Below are 18,656 nucleotides of genomic sequence, written 5' to 3' on the forward strand. Positions count from 1 at the left end.
AAAAAGACATTGAGCGCCCCTCTCAGCTTCCAGCCCACCGCACGGCGCGTCAACGCCCTACACTTTTAGCCGCTTGCCAAACATCATGGCCCCGGCTTTTGTGGTGTTCGCCATTTTATTGAGCAGGATAGAGCCCGTGGCACCCATCACTATCAGCAACAGCACGTAAACCGTGATAGGCAGCGCCAACGGCATCACCAACGCATCGGTAATGGCAAAAAACATGGGGTGCGCCAGGTAAATACCAAACGAATACTGATTGATATAGCGCACCCAGCGAGGCGCTGTGATGTCTTTTAAATAACGCATCGCTACAAACGTTGAGAGCATGAACAGCGGTATCACCCACACTTCCTTGGATGAGAACTGCAACCAACCCGCCACACTGGCCGCGACCAGCAGGCAAACCAACACGACCAGCCACAAAGGCCACGACAGGTACTGCATCCATAAAGGCCGCAGCGGTGCCTGGGCTCCACTATCAAAGGGGTAGTAACGCACCAGCACCAGGGCTAGAAAGAACAGATATATCCAGCCCAGAGGCGCCACCCAGAGCAGATACCCCGGCAGCGCCACACCCAGCCAATACGCTACTCCCCAGTACGTCATACTCACCCAACAGCTCACCCACAGCCACGGCACCGGGTTAAAGCGCCACAGCTGCCAACGGGTAAACAGCCAATAAGCGATATAAAACTGCATGGCGATAATCAAGAAATAACCGTGCCACCCGGCGAAAACAAAGTACTCCAGCGCATTGGCGGCAAAGCCTACCGGCTCCCCTGTCATATACAGCTGAACCCACTCGGCTGTCGAGTAGATAAAGCCATAAACCAGATAAGGCAGCATGACGTACTTCACCCGTTGGGCCAAAAAGCCGGGCGGCACTGCCTTGTCATAGCGCATGGCAAACACAAACACTGAAATGAACAAAAAGATCGGCGTGCCCAATACCAACGGCAGGCGCATCAGGTCGGTGGCCAGGTTATCCACACGCTGATTAACGTGGTCCAGCAAATGAAATAAAAACACGGCCACGCAGCCGTACGCACGCAACCAGTAAATTTCCTCTATCCTTTTATGCATACCTGCTCCATGTATGCTTGACATTCGCCTGCGCTGAACAGTGTCGGCGGGTACGGTGTACGACGCTATAACCCTGCGATAATTCCCGGAGGCTGTTTGTCACTCTTCTCATTTTCAAGTGTATTTCATGGGTTGTTACGTTCCTTGTTGACCAGCCTGGCAGCCTTGGCGGGCCTATGGAGCCTGTTTAACACCGCCGTTGCTGGCGAGGTGCACTACGACACCTTTGACTCGCCCACGCTGGGCCACGACTACCCTTACACCGTGTATCTACCCGACCATTATGACGCCAATGCCGCCGAGCCTTACCCAGTGGTTTATCTGCTCCATGGCTCTTTTGGCAACGAACGAGACTGGCTAGCCAAGGGCAACCTTGCCCAAACCGCTGATCGTTTGATTCGCGCAGGGCACATTCCGCCTGCCGTTTTCATCATGCCCGGTAGCCGCAGCTGGTGGGTAGACGGCCATAATGAGGCCGCCCGCAGCGCCTTTTTTAACGACCTGATGCCGCATGTTGAAAACCAGTACCGAGTGGGCGCCACGCGAGCGCTTCGCGGCGTAGGCGGGCTATCCGCTGGAGGGTTTGGCGCGCTTAATTTTGCCCTGGAAAAGCCCGAGATGTTTGCCGCCGCCGCAGCGCTAAGCCCGGCAAGCTATCTTCCGTATCCGCCGAGCAATTCTTCAGCACACCGCCATCCCGCGTTCCTGGATGAACAAGGCAATTTTGATACTGCTTTATGGGATCAGCTCAACTACCCCGCTTACCTTGAAGCGTATCGCATTAACGTAACGCCCCGACCCAGCGCAGAAGAGAGCGACATCCCGATCGTGCCACTTTACATTAGCGCAGGACGCAGCGATGTGTACGACGCCGAGTTTCACGCCCGCCAGCTACGCCAAGCCATGGAACGCATTCAGCCTAATGATGTACGCTTGGACCTCTACCCCGGCGGGCACACTTGGCGCGTTTGGCGTGCCAGCCTACCTGCGGCCTTAACCTTTATGTTTCAGCACATTGGCAAGGTTCCCATTAACCAATAACTAGCAAAACTAATAAAAATCAAACTACACTTGTGTTTTTCGGCCCACTTACAAGGAAACCACGATGCATCGACATATCGAATGGGAAGATCCCGGCAAAGACAGCGTATCCAAACTGTTTGCTAACGACCACCATGAACACGCCCGCATTGGCACCGGCGATATTTTATCCGCCCGCTACCAAGGCAAAATTGTCCACGTAAAAGTGGAAGCCTACCGAGAAGAAGACGCCGTTAGTATTGGCAGCGTTGCCGCCATCATGGATACCAAAGGCCACCATATTAAAGGCCTTCCTGATCTCAACATCGGTGACATCGTCCGGCTGCCCGATGACAAGCGCGCCTTTGAACACTGGGACAAGGACAAATAAGCGGTTCCAACACCGTTATTTCAAAGAGCCTCCCTTGAGGCTCTTTTGCTTAAAGCTGAACGCTAGCGTTAATTTCAAGGCAGCACTAAAAGATAGTAACGCTTGTCTAGTTTGCTGAGCTGCCTGGGCGGCAGCGAACGGCTATAACACTGGCAACATCGGCGTGTGTATTTTCTGAGCCGCCTGGGCGGCAGCGAACGATAACGCTGCGGTAATGGGTAGTGTTGAGGCTTTCTGAGCTGCCTGGGCGGCAGCGAACCAGTTGGTCCAGCGACGATCAATAGAGAGGTTTTTCTGAGCTGCCTGGGCGGCAGCGAACATTCATAGCTCGCGCTCCTGGGTATCAGCAATCTTTCTGAGCTGCCTGGGCGGCAGCGAACCTGCATGACTGCATCGCGGACGGTTTGCACCTTTTCTGAGCTGCCTGGGCGGCAGCGAACTATCGGTCGGCTGGATAGGCACCGTGACACTTTTTCTGAGCTGCCTGGGCGGCAGCGAACGCATAATTTGCCACAGCACAGAGCTTCGTGATTTTCTGAGCTGCCTGGGCGGCAGCGAACCGCATGCACGCTTATGGGTAATAATCTGCTCTTTTCTGAGCTGCCTGGGCGGCAGCGAACGCTGGCGACATTCAAGGCACAGCGCAAGGATTTTTCTGAGCTGCCTGGGCGGCAGCGAACGACATAACCACCCTAGCGGACGGCTGGTTTAGTTTCTGAGCTGCCTGGGCGGCAGCGAACGGCGGCCTGTTTGGCGGCGCGCCTGGATCATCTTTCTGAGCTGCCTGGGCGGCAGCGAACGATATCGGGCACGCACAACTGGTGCTCGATGTTTTCTGAGCTGCCTGGGCGGCAGCGAACGCCTCTTGAGCGGGGTCGATTCGCCGCACTGTTTTCTGAGCTGCCTGGGCGGCAGCGAACACGCTCGCTAAGGGCGAGCGTCATCGTGTTGCTTTCTGAGCTGCCTGGGCGGCAGCGAACGTCGTCTTTTTCGCGGCGCTCTGGTGGGTGCTTTTCTGAGCTGCCTGGGCGGCAGCGAACAACGCTTGTCGGGGAGCTTGATGAAAGCGTCATTTCTGAGCTGCCTGGGCGGCAGCGAACCACGGCAGCCGCCTTGAAGCGTTGCGCGCGCTTTTCTGAGCTGCCTGGGCGGCAGCGAACGTCGTTTGATCTTGAAGCGCTGCTTTTTCTGCTTTCTGAGCTGCCTGGGCGGCAGCGAACGCGCTATGCGTGAATTTACGCGTGAATTAATGTTTCTGAGCTGCCTGGGCGGCAGCGAACGGCGCCGCCCTGGTTGGTGGTTGCTGCCGATCTTTCTGAGCTGCCTGGGCGGCAGCGAACGCCCGCCAAGCTGCCGAGCAGGCCGCGCTGGGTTTCTGAGCTGCCTGGGCGGCAGCGAACGAGTTCTGGGTGCATGAAGTGGGGTTCTTTCTTTTCTGAGCTGCCTGGGCGGCAGCGAACGTCGCGCCGGTTGTCGTTGCTGCACATCACCGTTTCTGAGCTGCCTGGGCGGCAGCGAACTCATGACCTTAATGATCTGGTGCATCGATATCTTTCTGAGCTGCCTGGGCGGCAGCGAACGTTATGCCCGCCGCCACTTCGAGTGGGGGTTGTTTCTGAGCTGCCTGGGCGGCAGCGAACTCGATGAAGTCGCTTAGCAGTGCCGTTGGTGATTTCTGAGCTGCCTGGGCGGCAGCGAACCTGATCCATGCGGTCGGAAATCTCGGCCATGCTTTCTGAGCTGCCTGGGCGGCAGCGAACTTGCGCGCCTGCTCACTTTCCGCCGCCGTGATTTTCTGAGCTGCCTGGGCGGCAGCGAACCAGCGCTTGCTGGGCATGGGCCGCGAGGCTGATTTCTGAGCTGCCTGGGCGGCAGCGAACAAGGGTCGTTCAGCATGCAGGACGGTCTCTATTTTCTGAGCTGCCTGGGCGGCAGCGAACCGCAGGCGCATACGGCGGCGGCGGTGGCTTTGTTTCTGAGCTGCCTGGGCGGCAGCGAACACACCATTGACGGCGTTGCGGAAAGTGTCGATTTTCTGAGCTGCCTGGGCGGCAGCGAACCCAGTGCATCGCAACATTTCAGCCGCTCCGGTTTTCTGAGCTGCCTGGGCGGCAGCGAACGAGATTGTCCACATCTATGTTGGTTGCGTTGATTTCTGAGCTGCCTGGGCGGCAGCGAACGTATTTTCAATTTCCGAAGAGTTGTCGCCAATTTTCTGAGCTGCCTGGGCGGCAGCGAACGTCGATTGATGCTGGTCGCCTACGATGATGTTTTTCTGAGCTGCCTGGGCGGCAGCGAACACGTTGAGCTAACGATAGAGCAGCGTGCCGTGTTTCTGAGCTGCCTGGGCGGCAGCGAACAAAGCGTCAGGATATTCACGACGGAATTTGAGTTTCTGAGCTGCCTGGGCGGCAGCGAACCAGTTCATCGATCTGGGGCAGGGCGACATCATTTTCTGAGCTGCCTGGGCGGCAGCGAACCACGATCTGCTTTGATAGACCGTTGAAATCAGTTTCTGAGCTGCCTGGGCGGCAGCGAACCGATGCTCCTGCGCATCGCATCGACGCGCTCATTTCTGAGCTGCCTGGGCGGCAGCGAACTGGCAGAGCTTGCCACCAAGGCCGACCCTTCCTTTCTGAGCTGCCTGGGCGGCAGCGAACGCGGCATGCTCAACCTCCAGCTTAATCATGCTTTTCTGAGCTGCCTGGGCGGCAGCGAACCGACGCCGCTAAATCCTCTTGCGCATGGGATATTTCTGAGCTGCCTGGGCGGCAGCGAACCATCATCTGCTCGGTGATGCGGTTTTCGATGATTTCTGAGCTGCCTGGGCGGCAGCGAACGTCGCGGCGCTACTGGTCATCGTCGGAGGCTTTTTCTGAGCTGCCTGGGCGGCAGCGAACGGGAAGGGCGGGAGAATGCCGTCATTTTGTCGTTTCTGAGCTGCCTGGGCGGCAGCGAACAAGCGCCTGAATCTGGAAGTCAAAATTGATGTTTTCTGAGCTGCCTGGGCGGCAGCGAACATGAGCTGGCTTTATTCAGCGGCGCTGGTGGCTTTCTGAGCTGCCTGGGCGGCAGCGAACGGTTTTGGAGCCGGTGCCGTGGCCTTGGTGTATTTCTGAGCTGCCTGGGCGGCAGCGAACGGTTTAGCTACCGGCTGGTTTGATCTTGCTCATTTCTGAGCTGCCTGGGCGGCAGCGAACCATCGGGGCCCATTAAATTGTGTGTCTCTTCATTTCTGAGCTGCCTGGGCGGCAGCGAACACCCAGTCGCGTGTGGCTCACTCGTGGCCACTTTTCTGAGCTGCCTGGGCGGCAGCGAACTTGTTATGCCCGCTGCCACTTCGAGTGGCGGCTTTTCTGAGCTGCCTGGGCGGCAGCGAACATATGCTGGTAAAACGCGCCGCTAAGCTGGTCTTTCTGAGCTGCCTGGGCGGCAGCGAACGCTTGCAGACGCTCGCGCAGCATCCCGCGCTTTTTCTGAGCTGCCTGGGCGGCAGCGAACTGTCTGAAATTCGTGAGTGGCACTTGGCTCGCTTTCTGAGCTGCCTGGGCGGCAGCGAACAGGAAAGCGCGCCCGTAAGCGACTGTATGAATTTTCTGAGCTGCCTGGGCGGCAGCGAACGCAGTAATCGACGAACTCCTCCCACTCGTCCGTTTCTGAGCTGCCTGGGCGGCAGCGAACCTGAAACGGAAGCGTCGTCCAGCGCCCCTCGTTTTCTGAGCTGCCTGGGCGGCAGCGAACGCCGGGCAGTGAGGGTAAGCCGTGCGGTGGTTTTTCTGAGCTGCCTGGGCGGCAGCGAACATGCGCTCCCACGTGGTAAAGGGGCTGAGTATTTTCTGAGCTTCCTGGGCGGCAGCGAACGTAACAGAAGAAGGTTCTCTATCTCTGATACCTTTCTGAGCTGCCTGGGCGGCAGCGAACCCGCGAAAAATATTAGCTATCGCACGGGTGCCTTTCTGAGCTGCCTGGGCGGCAGCGAACATTATGTTGGCGGCCTGTTTGGCGGCGCGTCTGTTTCTGAGCTGCCTGGGCGGCAGCGAACTGTACGCAACACGCGACCGCCTAATAGAGTTTTTTCTGAGCTGCCTGGGCGGCAGCGAACCCCTTTTCAATTTTGGCCACTTTGATTTCAGCTTTCTGAGCTGCCTGGGCGGCAGCGAACGAGATCGGGGAATTCTCGCTTTAGCTCAAGCTTTTCTGAGCTGCCTGGGCGGCAGCGAACTCCCCCAGCCACGCGTTGTACTGCGTCTTATCTTTCTGAGCTGCCTGGGCGGCAGCGAACGGCTTCGCCGGCCCGCTCGGCACCATCGGTCATTTCTGAGCTGCCTGGGCGGCAGCGAACCGTATTCCCGGCGCATCACGCGGGTACCAATGTTTCTGAGCTGCCTGGGCGGCAGCGAACACTCAATCCTGAAAGCATCCGATGCAACAGGTTTTCTGAGCTGCCTGGGCGGCAGCGAACTTCTCTACATTCCAGCGGGTAATCAACACTATTTTCTGAGCTGCCTGGGCGGCAGCGAACGAAGTTGCGGGATGCAACCTCGACGCCTTGAGCTTTCTGAGCTGCCTGGGCGGCAGCGAACACGTATCAACGATGCTGCCCGCGCCGTCATGTTTTTCTGAGCTGCCTGGGCGGCAGCGAACAGTGGGGGTAACCGCCGCATTGGTGCTGTAGCTTTCTGAGCTGCCTGGGCGGCAGCGAACGCATACAGATGCCGAGTCAATCAATTCATCGCTTTCTGAGCTGCCTGGGCGGCAGCGAACATAAAAGCCACTGGCAGCTGAGCGTACCCGCTTTTCTGAGCTGCCTGGGCGGCAGCGAACACGGAAATTCCGTCGAGCGTCAGCGACCACATTTTCTGAGCTGCCTGGGCGGCAGCGAACTTTATAAATCGCGTGCATTTGAGCCGCTGTTTCTTTCTGAGCTGCCTGGGCGGCAGCGAACACTGCTACGGACTAGGCAAGGTGCGCGATGACTTTCTGAGCTGCCTGGGCGGCAGCGAACGTGTTACAGCACCTGGGGCTTCTTTCGTTTCATTTCTGAGCTGCCTGGGCGGCAGCGAACCTTTCCATGACGCTTCAAATTCAGCCGCGCTATTTCTGAGCTGCCTGGGCGGCAGCGAACAGCTCGGCATCGCCAAAGTCTGGCGGCGTAACTTTCTGAGCTGCCTGGGCGGCAGCGAACCTGATCAGTTTGCGATACTAAACGAGATTAGTTTTCTGAGCTGCCTGGGCGGCAGCGAACGGTTATCCATCAGTGTTGGTTTGCGCTTGCTTTTTCTGAGCTGCCTGGGCGGCAGCGAACGTTGATCGTGCGCTTGAGGACTTGGGCATGGTTTTCTGAGCTGCCTGGGCGGCAGCGAACCAGACTCGACTGGAGGTAGGTAGGCGAGGGTATTTCTGAGCTGCCTGGGCGGCAGCGAACTTTAAGCATCACGCGGCCCTCGCTTCTTTGTATTTCTGAGCTGCCTGGGCGGCAGCGAACTCTGCACTATCAAAATGATCATCTGGATATCATTTCTGAGCTGCCTGGGCGGCAGCGAACATCGGTTCAAGCTAGAAAATGGTTTCGATCCATTTCTGAGCTGCCTGGGCGGCAGCGAACGTATTCTTTTCCGCCGCCGCCAAGCTGGTATATTTCTGAGCTGCCTGGGCGGCAGCGAACAGCCGTTTCTCACGCTCCATTAGCGCCCAGTATTTCTGAGCTGCCTGGGCGGCAGCGAACATGAAGTTTCATCATGCCTTTTTGAGCAAGAATTTCTGAGCTGCCTGGGCGGCAGCGAACTTCCCAAGAGCGCGCCATTTCCTGCGCTATCGTTTCTGAGCTGCCTGGGCGGCAGCGAACGGGCCGATGTTGCGACGATGTAACAGCGCTCATTTCTGAGCTGCCTGGGCGGCAGCGAACCGACGCTACTGTCAGCTTTGTCTTAAGCTCATTTTCTGAGCTGCCTGGGCGGCAGCGAACCCGCCGCCACAAAGTAGGCACCAATCACCCTATTTCTGAGCTGCCTGGGCGGCAGCGAACCGTTAGAGCCATCGCACAGCCTGGATATTGCATTTCTGAGCTGCCTGGGCGGCAGCGAACTTGGTAAAGCTGGGCAATCTCTGGCCCGTAACTTTCTGAGCTGCCTGGGCGGCAGCGAACTTTAACCTTGTCTGGCCACTTAATTTTCTTGATTTCTGAGCTGCCTGGGCGGCAGCGAACGATGCGTGGAAAAACGCGCGCTATGAGCTGCGTTTCTGAGCTGCCTGGGCGGCAGCGAACATCGTCGGCCATACGATTATTGAGCGCCCCGTTTTCTGAGCTGCCTGGGCGGCAGCGAACTTAAAGCTAAGATCGGTTAGAGCGCCCGTAGATTTCTGAGCTGCCTGGGCGGCAGCGAACTCAACGAAATACGGGTGCTTGAAAAGCTATTCTTTCTGAGCTGCCTGGGCGGCAGCGAACTCTATAACCTTTCGTAAGCCTTTCAATCTGTCTTTCTGAGCTGCCTGGGCGGCAGCGAACACTCAGGCTCAACTTTGAACGCTACTTCATCATTTCTGAGCTGCCTGGGCGGCAGCGAACATCACGTCATACATCGAGGCCAGTTGTACAGTTTTCTGAGCTGCCTGGGCGGCAGCGAACGAAACCGCGCGCCTGCATCGTGAAGAATTGGATTTCTGAGCTGCCTGGGCGGCAGCGAACTAGAGCTTACCAAAAATAATCTACTGATTGTTAAAGAGCTTTGCCCAAAAAAAGCGGTATCACCCTTTCCTGGGAGATACCGCTAAGTGGTTGATTAATCGCGGTCCTTATTCATACAAAGAAAAAGGGTCAAAACCAGGGCACGGTGGCGTTACTGCTTAAGCCATAATGGTTAAATGTGCCTGCCACCGCTTTTTCCTGCGGCTTTCCATGTTCAATGAATAAGCAAAAACGCTGTTGTGTAGAGCGGCTACTGATCTGCACAAACGGCAACTCAATACGCTTTTCCGCTACTTTTGCGTAGATATCACGCGCTGCTTCTTCTGAAATATCATGCCGCTTGGCATAGCGCTTCGCACGGCTGGGGCTTCCTGTATTGAACTGCTTGCGCGCGACGTTGATATGCTTCGCATTGGCCGGGGTCGCCAACGCGTCGCTAACACTAACGTGATCTCGCATGCCGGTTAGCCACTGAACAGCCATCAGTTGTTCAAGGCTCGCTTGGGTGCCGTGCAAGCGTAGGTGTCCGCCCAAGCTGCGGGCGCGAACGCCGTGTTTACACAGCGGAAAGCTGACGCCGATAGCATTTGATTCCAGATCGAAAAGCGCCCGATGCAGCTTGTTATAAAGCGCGCCCATCAGCATTGGCTCGGGAAAATCCGGGTCTGGCCTTAGGCGGATATCGATATAGTGATCCATGGCTTACCCCGCATCGCCGAACACGCCGCCGCGAATCAGGGTGGCCATAACAAAGTGCTGCTGCTCGGCGGACGGAACCTGGTCTTTCAGCAGCCAGTTATCCAGCAGGTTGTAGAAATCCACCTTCTGTTTGGGCTGGCGATAAGCCGTACCTTGCGTGGTCACCGAACCGTAGGGTTCGACGGCAATGGGACCCAGGTGATTGCCATCTTCAGGCGCCGGGTACCAGGTATCGATAGTGCGCAAGGCGTTCCCGAGTTTCTGGGAGTGAATGGCCGCCTGCTTGTCATCACCGATGCTGTAGAGCGTCTTGCTCTTGTCGCCACGGGAGCGATCCAGAATCAGTTCCTGCGAGGGGAAAACTTCCTGACCAGCACCAATACGGGCGAACGCGACAACATCAAGCAATAGGTACTGCTTGCCTGCCAGCGCTTGGGCGATAGCAGCTCCCAGCTCTTGGGTCTGTTTATCGCCGGTAAAATCGCGAGTGGACTGTTCAAGTGCATTGAAGGTCCAAGTCTTCTCGGGCTGGCCCTCCTTCATCTGGCTAACGACAACCTCAACCTCCTCAGCGCCCATGCGGTTACGCCACAGGAAGCGGCCATTGGCAAGATTGCAGGCGTATCGATGAGCCAGCTCGCCAAAGCCGTGTTCGCTCACGTAGCCCGATACTGTCTGCGCCAATTGCTTCTGATATTCAGCGTTATTGCAGGCAGAAGGTGTACCGGCACCAGCCAGTACCCGTAGCGTAAAGCGAACCGCCAGCGTGTCGGCGTCGTGGGGCAGAGTCGCGACATCTACCGTTTGGAGGTTGGGGCTCTCAATAGCGGCATCGAGTTTGAGCGGGTCTTGGTCCTTGGCTTTCAGGCGATTGGAAATCGTACCGCGCACCGATTTTTCACGTACCGGTACGAAGTTCCATTGTGCTACCTGCGTGCGGTCTTCCCAGTTTCCGGCACGGAACAGCGCGTCGGAAGGATCGAGCTTGCGCTCGAAAGCGAGCACAGAAGCGGTTTTGAGTGTGTCATTCTTGGCCATGTCATTTCCCCTTTGATTAGTCTTGTGTCAGCGCTTGGCGTAGTCGTTTTGCAGACGATAAATACCGCGATCCAGGTCGTTCTCCACGAACCACATCAGATCCTCGGGTGTTTGAAAGCGATGCGGGCTTACCCACTCGCCAATGGAGTAGAGGCTTTCCACAAATTGAAATGGCACCTTAGGGTCGCGGGCGTTGGTAACATCGCCGGGCGCGTATAGCTCCGAGATAGCACCGTAGCCAACCGGAATCGGCACTAGCCAGCCAGGGTAAGGGCGGCGCACGTTCCATCGCACCACCTCTTTCTCTTTGTCGTCGTTGTTGCCCTTCACCTGCTCGACGTGACATTCGTGGTTAAGCCGGGAAAGGTCGAGCCAGGCATCCAGAGCCGTGGCGGTTTCGTCGTGTTTTTTTAGCGTGGCGGTGTGCTCGGCAAGTAGATCGTCGCGCAGCACCAGAGCAAAACCGGGGAGAAGACGACGCTTGAGGCGCTGCCACTGTTTTTTTCTGTCTACTTCAATGGCGCTAAAGCTGACCAGCTCCGGGCGGTGGCGCTTTTGAGTGTCGAGCGAAGGCATCACGCTGCCACCCGCGATACGCATGCCCTGAACCTGCTCGTAAAGCGCCTGCGCGATATCGCGGCGGCGTTCAGCGCTGCCAAGGTCGCCGCCTTCCGACTCCACGCCAATCAACAGGCTGACTTCCAAGTGCGCACGCCCTTCTTCGACAATGGCGGCTGTAGAACCACTCTTGTCGACCGGGTTACGCGTCAAGTGAAACGCCTTGATGAAACCACCTTCGGTCACTTGTGGCTCAATGTGGTGGCACACCACGCCAATCTCGTTAAAGACCAGTTTGATGTCGTCAGGCAGATTGCGCTCCAGCACTTGCTGAACACCGACGAACGCGCTCATGGCGGGAAAGCCCCAGGTCATCGGGCTGGAAATGACATTGGCGTTCTGGATGCGCAGCCGAGGAAGCAAAAGGAGATGATCAATCATGGGGAATCTCCCAGAAGGCTTCCGTCATCGTCGCGCAAAGCGTCCTCCAGATCTTCCAACTGACGTCGGAATTTTTCCAAAACCAGCTCAATCTTGTTTGCCCAAAACTCATGCTCCGGGTCACCCAAACTGATATTCAGGCGTTTGGTCAGCGTATTTTTTAGCCAACCCGCGACACGCCGAGAGACTTCTTCATGCCAATCAGATTGACGTCGTGCGGTTGCAAAATCGGAATCCAACTCGCTTCGCCCGGGGTCGAGCCAATAGCACTCAGCTGTTACTAATCGACACTCACTGTCTTTTGACCAGCCCGGCGCTAAACGATGAAGCTCATGGGTAAACATCAAAAGCTCATCGGATAACATTGCCGTTAGATCGTCGTGCAAATCTCTATCCTGATACGTTTTCCTTGGCGCTTTTCCAGACAAGGCGCGCCGCTCATCCTCTTGCATATTTTGTTTTATCCAACTGACTAAATCATTAACCAGTTGGCGAACCGGCGCTCGTCGGCCAAAGTGAGGTAGAGCCGACTCCGTGCGAAGCGGCGGGGTTACATCACGAGAAACCCAGCTCGGCGGGAGCGAGGCAAGCAGGTAGTTCTGCCCACCGCGCTCACTGTTGAGCTGGGAAATATTCTGTGGCTTGGTGCCACCCAGTTTTTGTACGGCCAAGTTAAGATAGTCACTGTAACCACCCTCGAAGGCAGCGCTATCACGGCGTGCCTTGCGCCCTGCCTTCGCATGCTCGCCAAAGCGTGCTTCGCTCAGCCGGGCATGAAACGGATGCGTTAAGGCGGTGGCATAAAGCGGCGCTAGTAGATGGTAGTTGGCATTATCAACAGGTTCGTCGCCCACCAGCCAGTACACCTGTTTACCCCGCGCATGTGAACTGGGTGTTCCTTTTGGCTCAACGATATTGGCAAAAGCGCACATCCACTCCTGCGCTTCTTCACTATTCTTGCTGAGCGCATCGACCAATTCACTATCCTGGTCAAGCGCCCGCTCCAGCAGCGAACGCCCCTGCCATTCAAGCTTGAGAAACTTGTAGACGTCCAACGCGGCGGCGTTGCCGACCACGTCGCCCTGAAAGTCACTAGGCAAGCAGTGGCTGCCGATCAAGCTGCCACGGTCGAGCGATCCGGGCTCCACATAGAGGTTGGTGCCCTTGGCATCCGGATGGACCGCCTTGAGCGAATGCGTGACGACCTGAAGCTGACTGACACGCCGCGCGGCATCGGCCAGCCAGGTTTGCGGAGCGAACTGTTCTTGCAGCTTGAGATAGGCGGGTTCGTCCGCTGCCAGCTTTTCTGTCTTGGTCGCAAAGCGGTTCTGAATGAAGTCATGAATAAGCACTTTAAGCGATAACGTTTCGTTTGGTGGTTCAGTCATAACGCTCCTTTTTCCCCTGTTTTTAGTTTGAGTTTACTTTTTTCTCACAAACCCCAACGCAGGATGAAAGTGCCATCCGTAAGGGGCGTAGTCGGTTTTCAGTCGAATTCGGCCAAAGCGCTTGGCGCAGCGTTCAAGGCTCATGTCCATGGCGTCCGCTTGTTCTGTAAGAGCCGTCATATAGTCCGGTTCGTTCCAAGGCGTGATGCGCGGATTTTCCAGTAGCGTATCCGGCAACCGATCCAGTTCTCGCTCTGCAGGGGTCAGCTTCTCTTCAAGGCCGCTCTGTTCGATGCTGTAAAACAGGTAATCCTCTTCCGCCTCGTCCGGCATCAGCACAAATTCGCTCTCCTGAGCGTTATCTTCGCGAAACGGGGCGTGTTGTAGAGCAGCGGCGCTTAGCGTCATCGTGGCAGGCCGATAGAAAAGATAAGCACCGAGATCGACCTTGGGCGCCTCGCCCCGACGCTTGCGTCGCCGCGCGCCTACCGGTTCTGCGCCCTCAACCATCAATGAGGCCAGGCGTGCGTGCTCCAGATCGACCAGCTTGCCAGCGGGATCAAGCGCCTCAGCGGGTGTCAGGCGTGGGCGTGAATCAATTGGGTCGATTTCATTTTTACGCAGTAAGTCGGTGAGCCTGTGCGCACTTAATGGCCAGAATTGCTCGGTCTCAAAGCCTGGGTGGCTGAAAGCGGGTCGCCTTCCTTCAAGATGTTTCACGTTGGTATCAAGCAGCGCGATATTGGGTTTACTGACAGCCGTTGGACGATGGCGGCGAACACGCCCAGCCAGTTGAATAATCGAGCGCATGGAAGACGGCTCAACGATAGCCCAATCGTAATCGTGATCGCGCCCTACCTCAGTAACGGGCGAGCCCAATACGATAAATAAGTGATCGGCTGCCTCGCCCTTTAACTGCGTTTGAATATCCGGCTGCGTAAAAACGCCCCATTCATCTCGGCGGTCCAGCACACGATCAAGCCGCGCCTCCAGCCGCGAGCGCAGCAGTAGTGGAAACTGCGAGTGGTAAACGCATAGATGAATCTGCTTTCCTTCGGGAATTTCGGATAGATAAAGCGCCTGCGCCACGGCGACCAGTGGCGCGATATTGGCCATGCGTACCAGGCCGAAACTGACCCGTTTTTCACTTTGCGGATCCTGCGTGTGATGCACTTCGTGCAACGCGATGGCTTGGTCAATTACCGTTTGTGCCAAAGCGTCAGCGATGGCTTCCAGTGATGAAGGCGCCGAAAAAGGCACGAGGTAACCACGGCGTAGTGGCGGCTGCGACGCTAGTTTAGCAGCGCGCTTGCGGGCAAACGTGTCGTGTGCGGCAACAAAGCGTGCGCCATCGACACAGCTTTCCTGTGTGCAGCTGTGCTCATCAAACCAGGCACAAACCGGCTCGACGGGTGCACCCGGCTCACCCCGGTGCCGCTGGTATTCAGCGCGGCCTTCCCGGTAGGCGTCAAAAAGGCCGCGAACCAGCGCAGGAGGCAGCGTGGCGGAGGAAAGCAGTACCCTTGAACCCAACATGCCCGCCCAATAGACCAGCCTTGTAAGCGCGGGCAGATCAGCAATATCGAAGTCGTCCGGCTCATCCAGTACCAGGTCACTGCTCATCAGGCGCAGCATCGGAGCTATCTGATGGCCCCCACGCAGGCTTTCGGTGGCGGGTACCAGATGATCAATAGTGGAAACGAGAATGGGGGCACAGATGAGGGAGCGTGCGCGAGGGTCGGCCACCGCCTTGCTCAAGAGAGGATGCGCATCCACGTTGCCTTCGAAGTGAACATGGCTTTGCTCGTCTAACAAATCAGCCCGCGAATCCGAACCACCCTGCGACTGCTGGTGCTCGAACAGCGCACGGCTGGCGGACCCGCCCACACGTACCGCGAGGTCATCGCTGCCCAGCCCCAAGCGCTCACGGTAGGCTTGCCCCGTTTGCAGCGTCAGCGTGCGAAGCCCTAGAGCAATCGAAAAGCGTGCCCCAAGGTCAGGCTCGCTCAGGCCATAAATGATGCGTCCGTTGGCAATCGTTTTGCCGCATCCAGTCGAGGCCATGTTGATACCGAAAAAACCCTGACGGTGACTTTTCTCACGCAGGCCTACGGCTAAATCATACGCTTTATCCTGCCAGCGAAAACGCGGATTTTTACTACGGGCCTTGAAGCCTTTATGCCCCGTAATACCACTCATCGCCTTGGTCATATCAGGTAAGCGGTGAACAATTTCCCCCACCGCACGTGTCACACCCAGCAGATGCTCCGTTAATGGCTGGCTCATCTGGCGCTTGCCGTTAACCGTGGCCGTATTGGCATACAGCGTTTTCTTCCAAGGTCCGGTTAGCCGCCCCATCCCCGCCAGGCTGGAGTAGTAATGATCCGCCAGCATCAGTGCCATACGGGCCAAGTGCATCACGTAGGGAGACTCAAGCGGGGGCCGTGCAGGCTGTAGCTTCCCTAATTGGCGGGCCAAGCGCTGCGCCCGCTCGCGCCACGGTTTTTCCGTTACCGGTAAGCCGTGAAGAAAGCGCCAGTAAGGGGCTACGTCTTTCTCGGCAGCGGGTTCTACGCGCTCGTTCCAAGCGGCGGAAATAGCCTTTGGCAACGTTGGCAAATTACCTGTATTGAGTGGCGCTTTGGCGCCTAGCCATTTCTGGTTGCCCTCATCATCGTAAGCGGGCAAGGCGGGAAGGCGGTGGTGACTGACGATCAGCCAACCAATCGCCGCTGCCACCGGGTGTAAACGGCCGAATGGCTGTACTTGCTCCGAATTAACCGGCGCGTCACACCGGAGGTTTTCAAGCCAGTGGGCGTCGTCTTCTTCCTCCAGGCTTTCAAGACGCGCTAGCCACGCTGCATCGTCATCTTCACCAACGAAAGCCTCCAGCAAGCGCAGCGATACCCACTCATGGCGGTAACGATTGCGGCCTTCAAGTTTGCCCTGCAAGCGAAGCTGAAAAGCCTCGCTGGCCTTACCCAGATCATGAAAGAGCGCGGCCATAGAGGCCAGAAGGTGAATCAACTGGCCGCTGTGCCAATCGTTCTCGTCTTCTGCGCGCAGGATATTACGCCGCGTGGTATTGGTCGGCGTAGCACCGCGCCGGTTGAACTTCGCGGCATCCCCCACTACCCAAACCAGCTCGCTGTGGTCGTGGCCACGAATCCAGTGGCAGGCCACGGCGGTGTTCTTTCGGGCGGATTTGCGCAGTAGTTTACGCAGCGTATCAAGCCCCGCCTGAGTGATGGGCGTTTGCCAGGTGCGGTCGCCCCGGCGCTCGGCGAACTGGTCGAGAATGCGGCGGGTTTCTTTCAGCGCATTTTTATTGCACTGGGAAATCAGCAGCACGTTCATGGTTCACCGCTCCCTAGCGCTTGTGCCACGTCCTTGAGCGTGTCGATCATAAAGTCGAGGGATTCAGTGCGCGTTAAGCGCTCAATACATGCTTGGCGAAATTCTTGTTCTTCATCACCGCGCATGGCGGAGATAAACGTCTGAGGCAAAATAACGGCGTCCTTGACTAGGTCTGCCACGTCAAACACCAAGCCGCCCCGGCGGGTTTTACCATGCAGTACGGCAAGGCCATGCGGAATGCCCAGCACCCACGTGGCGGTGGCGGCCAAGCCGTAGGCCAGATAGTTGCCGTGGTCGAGAAAGCGGTTGGCGGGGTCGGCGCCTGTGCCACGTTTGGCACGGGTGAAGTCGCCGTAATCGGTGGCATTAACCGCCAATTTAAAGAGCGTTTTGGTTAAGCGTGCTTCCAGCGTCAGTAAATCCACGGTACTGGGCGCTTGTGTGATCGCTTGGCGGTGGTGATGAAGTGCGCTGTGTAGATGCTCCTTATCAATATTGAATCCAGCATCTTTCATTACGCGGTTTGTCCAAAGCGCTTCAATACGCGTTAAACGGGCTTGCTGGAATGCCCGAGCGGCGTTTAGGCGTTTTACATCGTCAAACCAGAAACGTACCCAATATTGTAGGTACTCGGTGGGCCGGTACTCGCTTTGCGGGGTCAGCCAGGCGACGTCTACATCGACTTCGTTAGCAGCGAACAGCGGCGTGCCACCGCCTCCGCAGAACCCAACCAACACGCCTGCCTTGGCCAGTTCACGCATGGCTGCCTGAGTGATAGAAGTGCCGGTGCCCAACAGTATCGAGGTGGTGTTGGCAATGGGGATGTTCCAATAGCGAGATTTGCTCCCTTCATCGGTGACATATTCCACACGGCCGCCATTGACCAGCACCCGGCAGTGCTGCAAGTAATAAAGATTTGCACGCTTGGAGTGCAGGATAGTTTTTAGATCTGATGGTGAAAAATCATCCATTACATGCGCCCTTTACTCTTTTTTACATCTAACCATCCTTCGCCTTTAAGCGCCATTGACCTTAGTCATACTTAGCGTCAGGCTTCCGCGAAAATCCCCTTCCAGTACATGCTACGCTTAATGCCATCCCCCTTTGATGACAGGACTTTCCCGATGCGTTTACACCCTCTTTTAGGCGTACTGCTGTGCGTTGTGGCGCTACCAGCCTTGGCGCAACCCACCAATGAATGGGCGGGTTACGACGATGTATTTGAGCGCGGTGCTCGGCAGGCCAATGTGTGGGAGTGGGGTTGGACAGGTATTTATGGCGCAAGCCTTGTGGTGGATGCTTACCAAGCAAGCGAGGCAAGCGACCGCGATGACCGTTTTGATGCGCGGATCGGTGTGGTGAAATCAGCATTGGCGCTTGGCGGGGTATTGTTGGATAGCCAGCCACACCAGGCGGCGTTGGCGCAGTATGAGCGTTTAAAAGCCCGTGGTGAGCTAAGCGGTGTGCAAGCGCTGGGATTGGAACTTGCCCAGGCCGAGCGGGCACGCCGTGGCTGGGGTGAGCGGGTGAACTCGCTGGTGATTAACGGCATTGCGGGCGGTATTATTGCGGCCGATGGCCGCGAGCGTGACGGGGCGATGAACTTTGCCATGGGCATGCTGGTCAATGAGCTTCAGATTTGGACCCAGCCCAACCAGGCGTCTTCCGCTATTAACCGCTTTCAGCCTGCCCGCGTTTCGCTTGGCCCAGTGACGATGGACGGCGAGTATGCGCTGCTGGTCTCTCCCCAGCAGATTAGCGCTACATGGCGTTACTAAAACGCCCTGTGGATAAGTTACTTTGGGATGAGTGAGTAAGCGCGTTTGCCATTGTCACGCCGCAGTAAGCACGTAAAATATTCAGCAATTTTTTTGGCTTCGCCAATTGTTATGTTATAACTTATTCTATTGTTAAGAGGGTACTCTGTGAGTCATCGCACACACCGCCATAACCGGGAGGGGCCTTGCCACTTCTCTTTAATGTCATTGTCGGC

At 56.8% G+C, this 18,656-nt stretch carries 10 protein-coding genes and 1 CRISPR repeat array; of the genes, 3 read left to right on the plus strand and 7 right to left on the minus strand.

Features of this window, described 5'->3' with window-relative positions:
* Window positions 1-57: 57 nt before the first annotated feature.
* On the minus strand, window positions 58-1,086 hold the full coding sequence (locus CZ787_RS10435) for an acyltransferase family protein (RefSeq protein ID WP_087108880.1): 1,029 nt from the start codon (window positions 1,084-1,086) through the stop codon (window positions 58-60).
* A gap of 165 nt (window positions 1,087-1,251) precedes the next feature.
* On the opposite strand from CZ787_RS10435, the gene CZ787_RS10440 reads away from it, so the two are divergent.
* Entirely contained in the window at window positions 1,252-2,127 is an 876-nt protein-coding gene (locus CZ787_RS10440) for an alpha/beta hydrolase (protein ID WP_419866536.1), read from the plus strand.
* A 64-nt stretch (window positions 2,128-2,191) separates the two neighbouring features.
* Window positions 2,192-2,497 (plus strand): hypothetical protein, encoded by a 306-nt coding sequence (locus CZ787_RS10445; protein ID WP_087108882.1) that lies wholly within the window; start codon window positions 2,192-2,194, stop codon window positions 2,495-2,497.
* A gap of 111 nt (window positions 2,498-2,608) precedes the next feature.
* Window positions 2,609-9,182: a CRISPR direct-repeat array (repeat unit 28 nt; unit sequence TTTCTGAGCTGCCTGGGCGGCAGCGAAC).
* Window positions 9,183-9,311: 129 nt separating this feature from the next.
* Here the strand turns inward: CZ787_RS10445 and cas6f are convergent.
* Genes cas6f through cas1f form a run of 6 tightly spaced genes read right to left on the minus strand, consistent with a single transcriptional unit; the run spans window position 9,312 to window position 17,634 of the window.
* Window positions 9,312-9,881 (minus strand): type I-F CRISPR-associated endoribonuclease Cas6/Csy4, encoded by a 570-nt coding sequence (cas6f, locus tag CZ787_RS10450; RefSeq protein WP_087108884.1) that lies wholly within the window; start codon window positions 9,879-9,881, stop codon window positions 9,312-9,314.
* A gap of 3 nt (window positions 9,882-9,884) precedes the next feature.
* Window positions 9,885-10,919: a type I-F CRISPR-associated protein Csy3 gene (csy3, locus tag CZ787_RS10455; RefSeq protein ID WP_087108886.1), complete on the minus strand. Its 1,035-nt coding sequence runs from the start codon at window positions 10,917-10,919 to the stop codon at window positions 9,885-9,887.
* Window positions 10,920-10,946: 27 nt separating this feature from the next.
* Entirely contained in the window at window positions 10,947-11,918 is a 972-nt protein-coding gene (csy2, locus tag CZ787_RS10460) for a type I-F CRISPR-associated protein Csy2 (protein ID WP_087108888.1), read from the minus strand.
* A complete protein-coding gene (gene csy1, locus CZ787_RS10465) occupies window positions 11,915-13,306 on the minus strand; it encodes a type I-F CRISPR-associated protein Csy1 (RefSeq protein ID WP_087108890.1) in 1,392 nt (463 codons plus the stop codon). Before csy1 ends, csy2 begins: the two co-directional genes overlap by 4 nt.
* A 33-nt stretch (window positions 13,307-13,339) precedes the next feature.
* A complete protein-coding gene (gene cas3f / locus CZ787_RS10470) occupies window positions 13,340-16,663 on the minus strand; it encodes a type I-F CRISPR-associated helicase Cas3f (RefSeq protein WP_087108892.1) in 3,324 nt (1,107 codons plus the stop codon).
* Complete coding sequence (gene cas1f / locus CZ787_RS10475; RefSeq protein ID WP_087108894.1) at window positions 16,660-17,634, minus strand: type I-F CRISPR-associated endonuclease Cas1f; 975 nt, start codon at window positions 17,632-17,634, stop codon at window positions 16,660-16,662. Before cas1f ends, cas3f begins: the two co-directional genes overlap by 4 nt.
* Window positions 17,635-17,787: 153 nt before the next feature.
* Between cas1f and CZ787_RS10480 the strand changes: the two genes are divergently transcribed.
* Window positions 17,788-18,441: a hypothetical protein gene (locus CZ787_RS10480; RefSeq protein WP_087108896.1), complete on the plus strand. Its 654-nt coding sequence runs from the start codon at window positions 17,788-17,790 to the stop codon at window positions 18,439-18,441.
* The last annotated feature ends 215 nt before the right edge of the window (window positions 18,442-18,656 follow it).

This window comes from Halomonas citrativorans, assembly GCF_900163645.1.
Taxonomy (GTDB): domain Bacteria; phylum Pseudomonadota; class Gammaproteobacteria; order Pseudomonadales; family Halomonadaceae; genus Vreelandella; species Vreelandella citrativorans.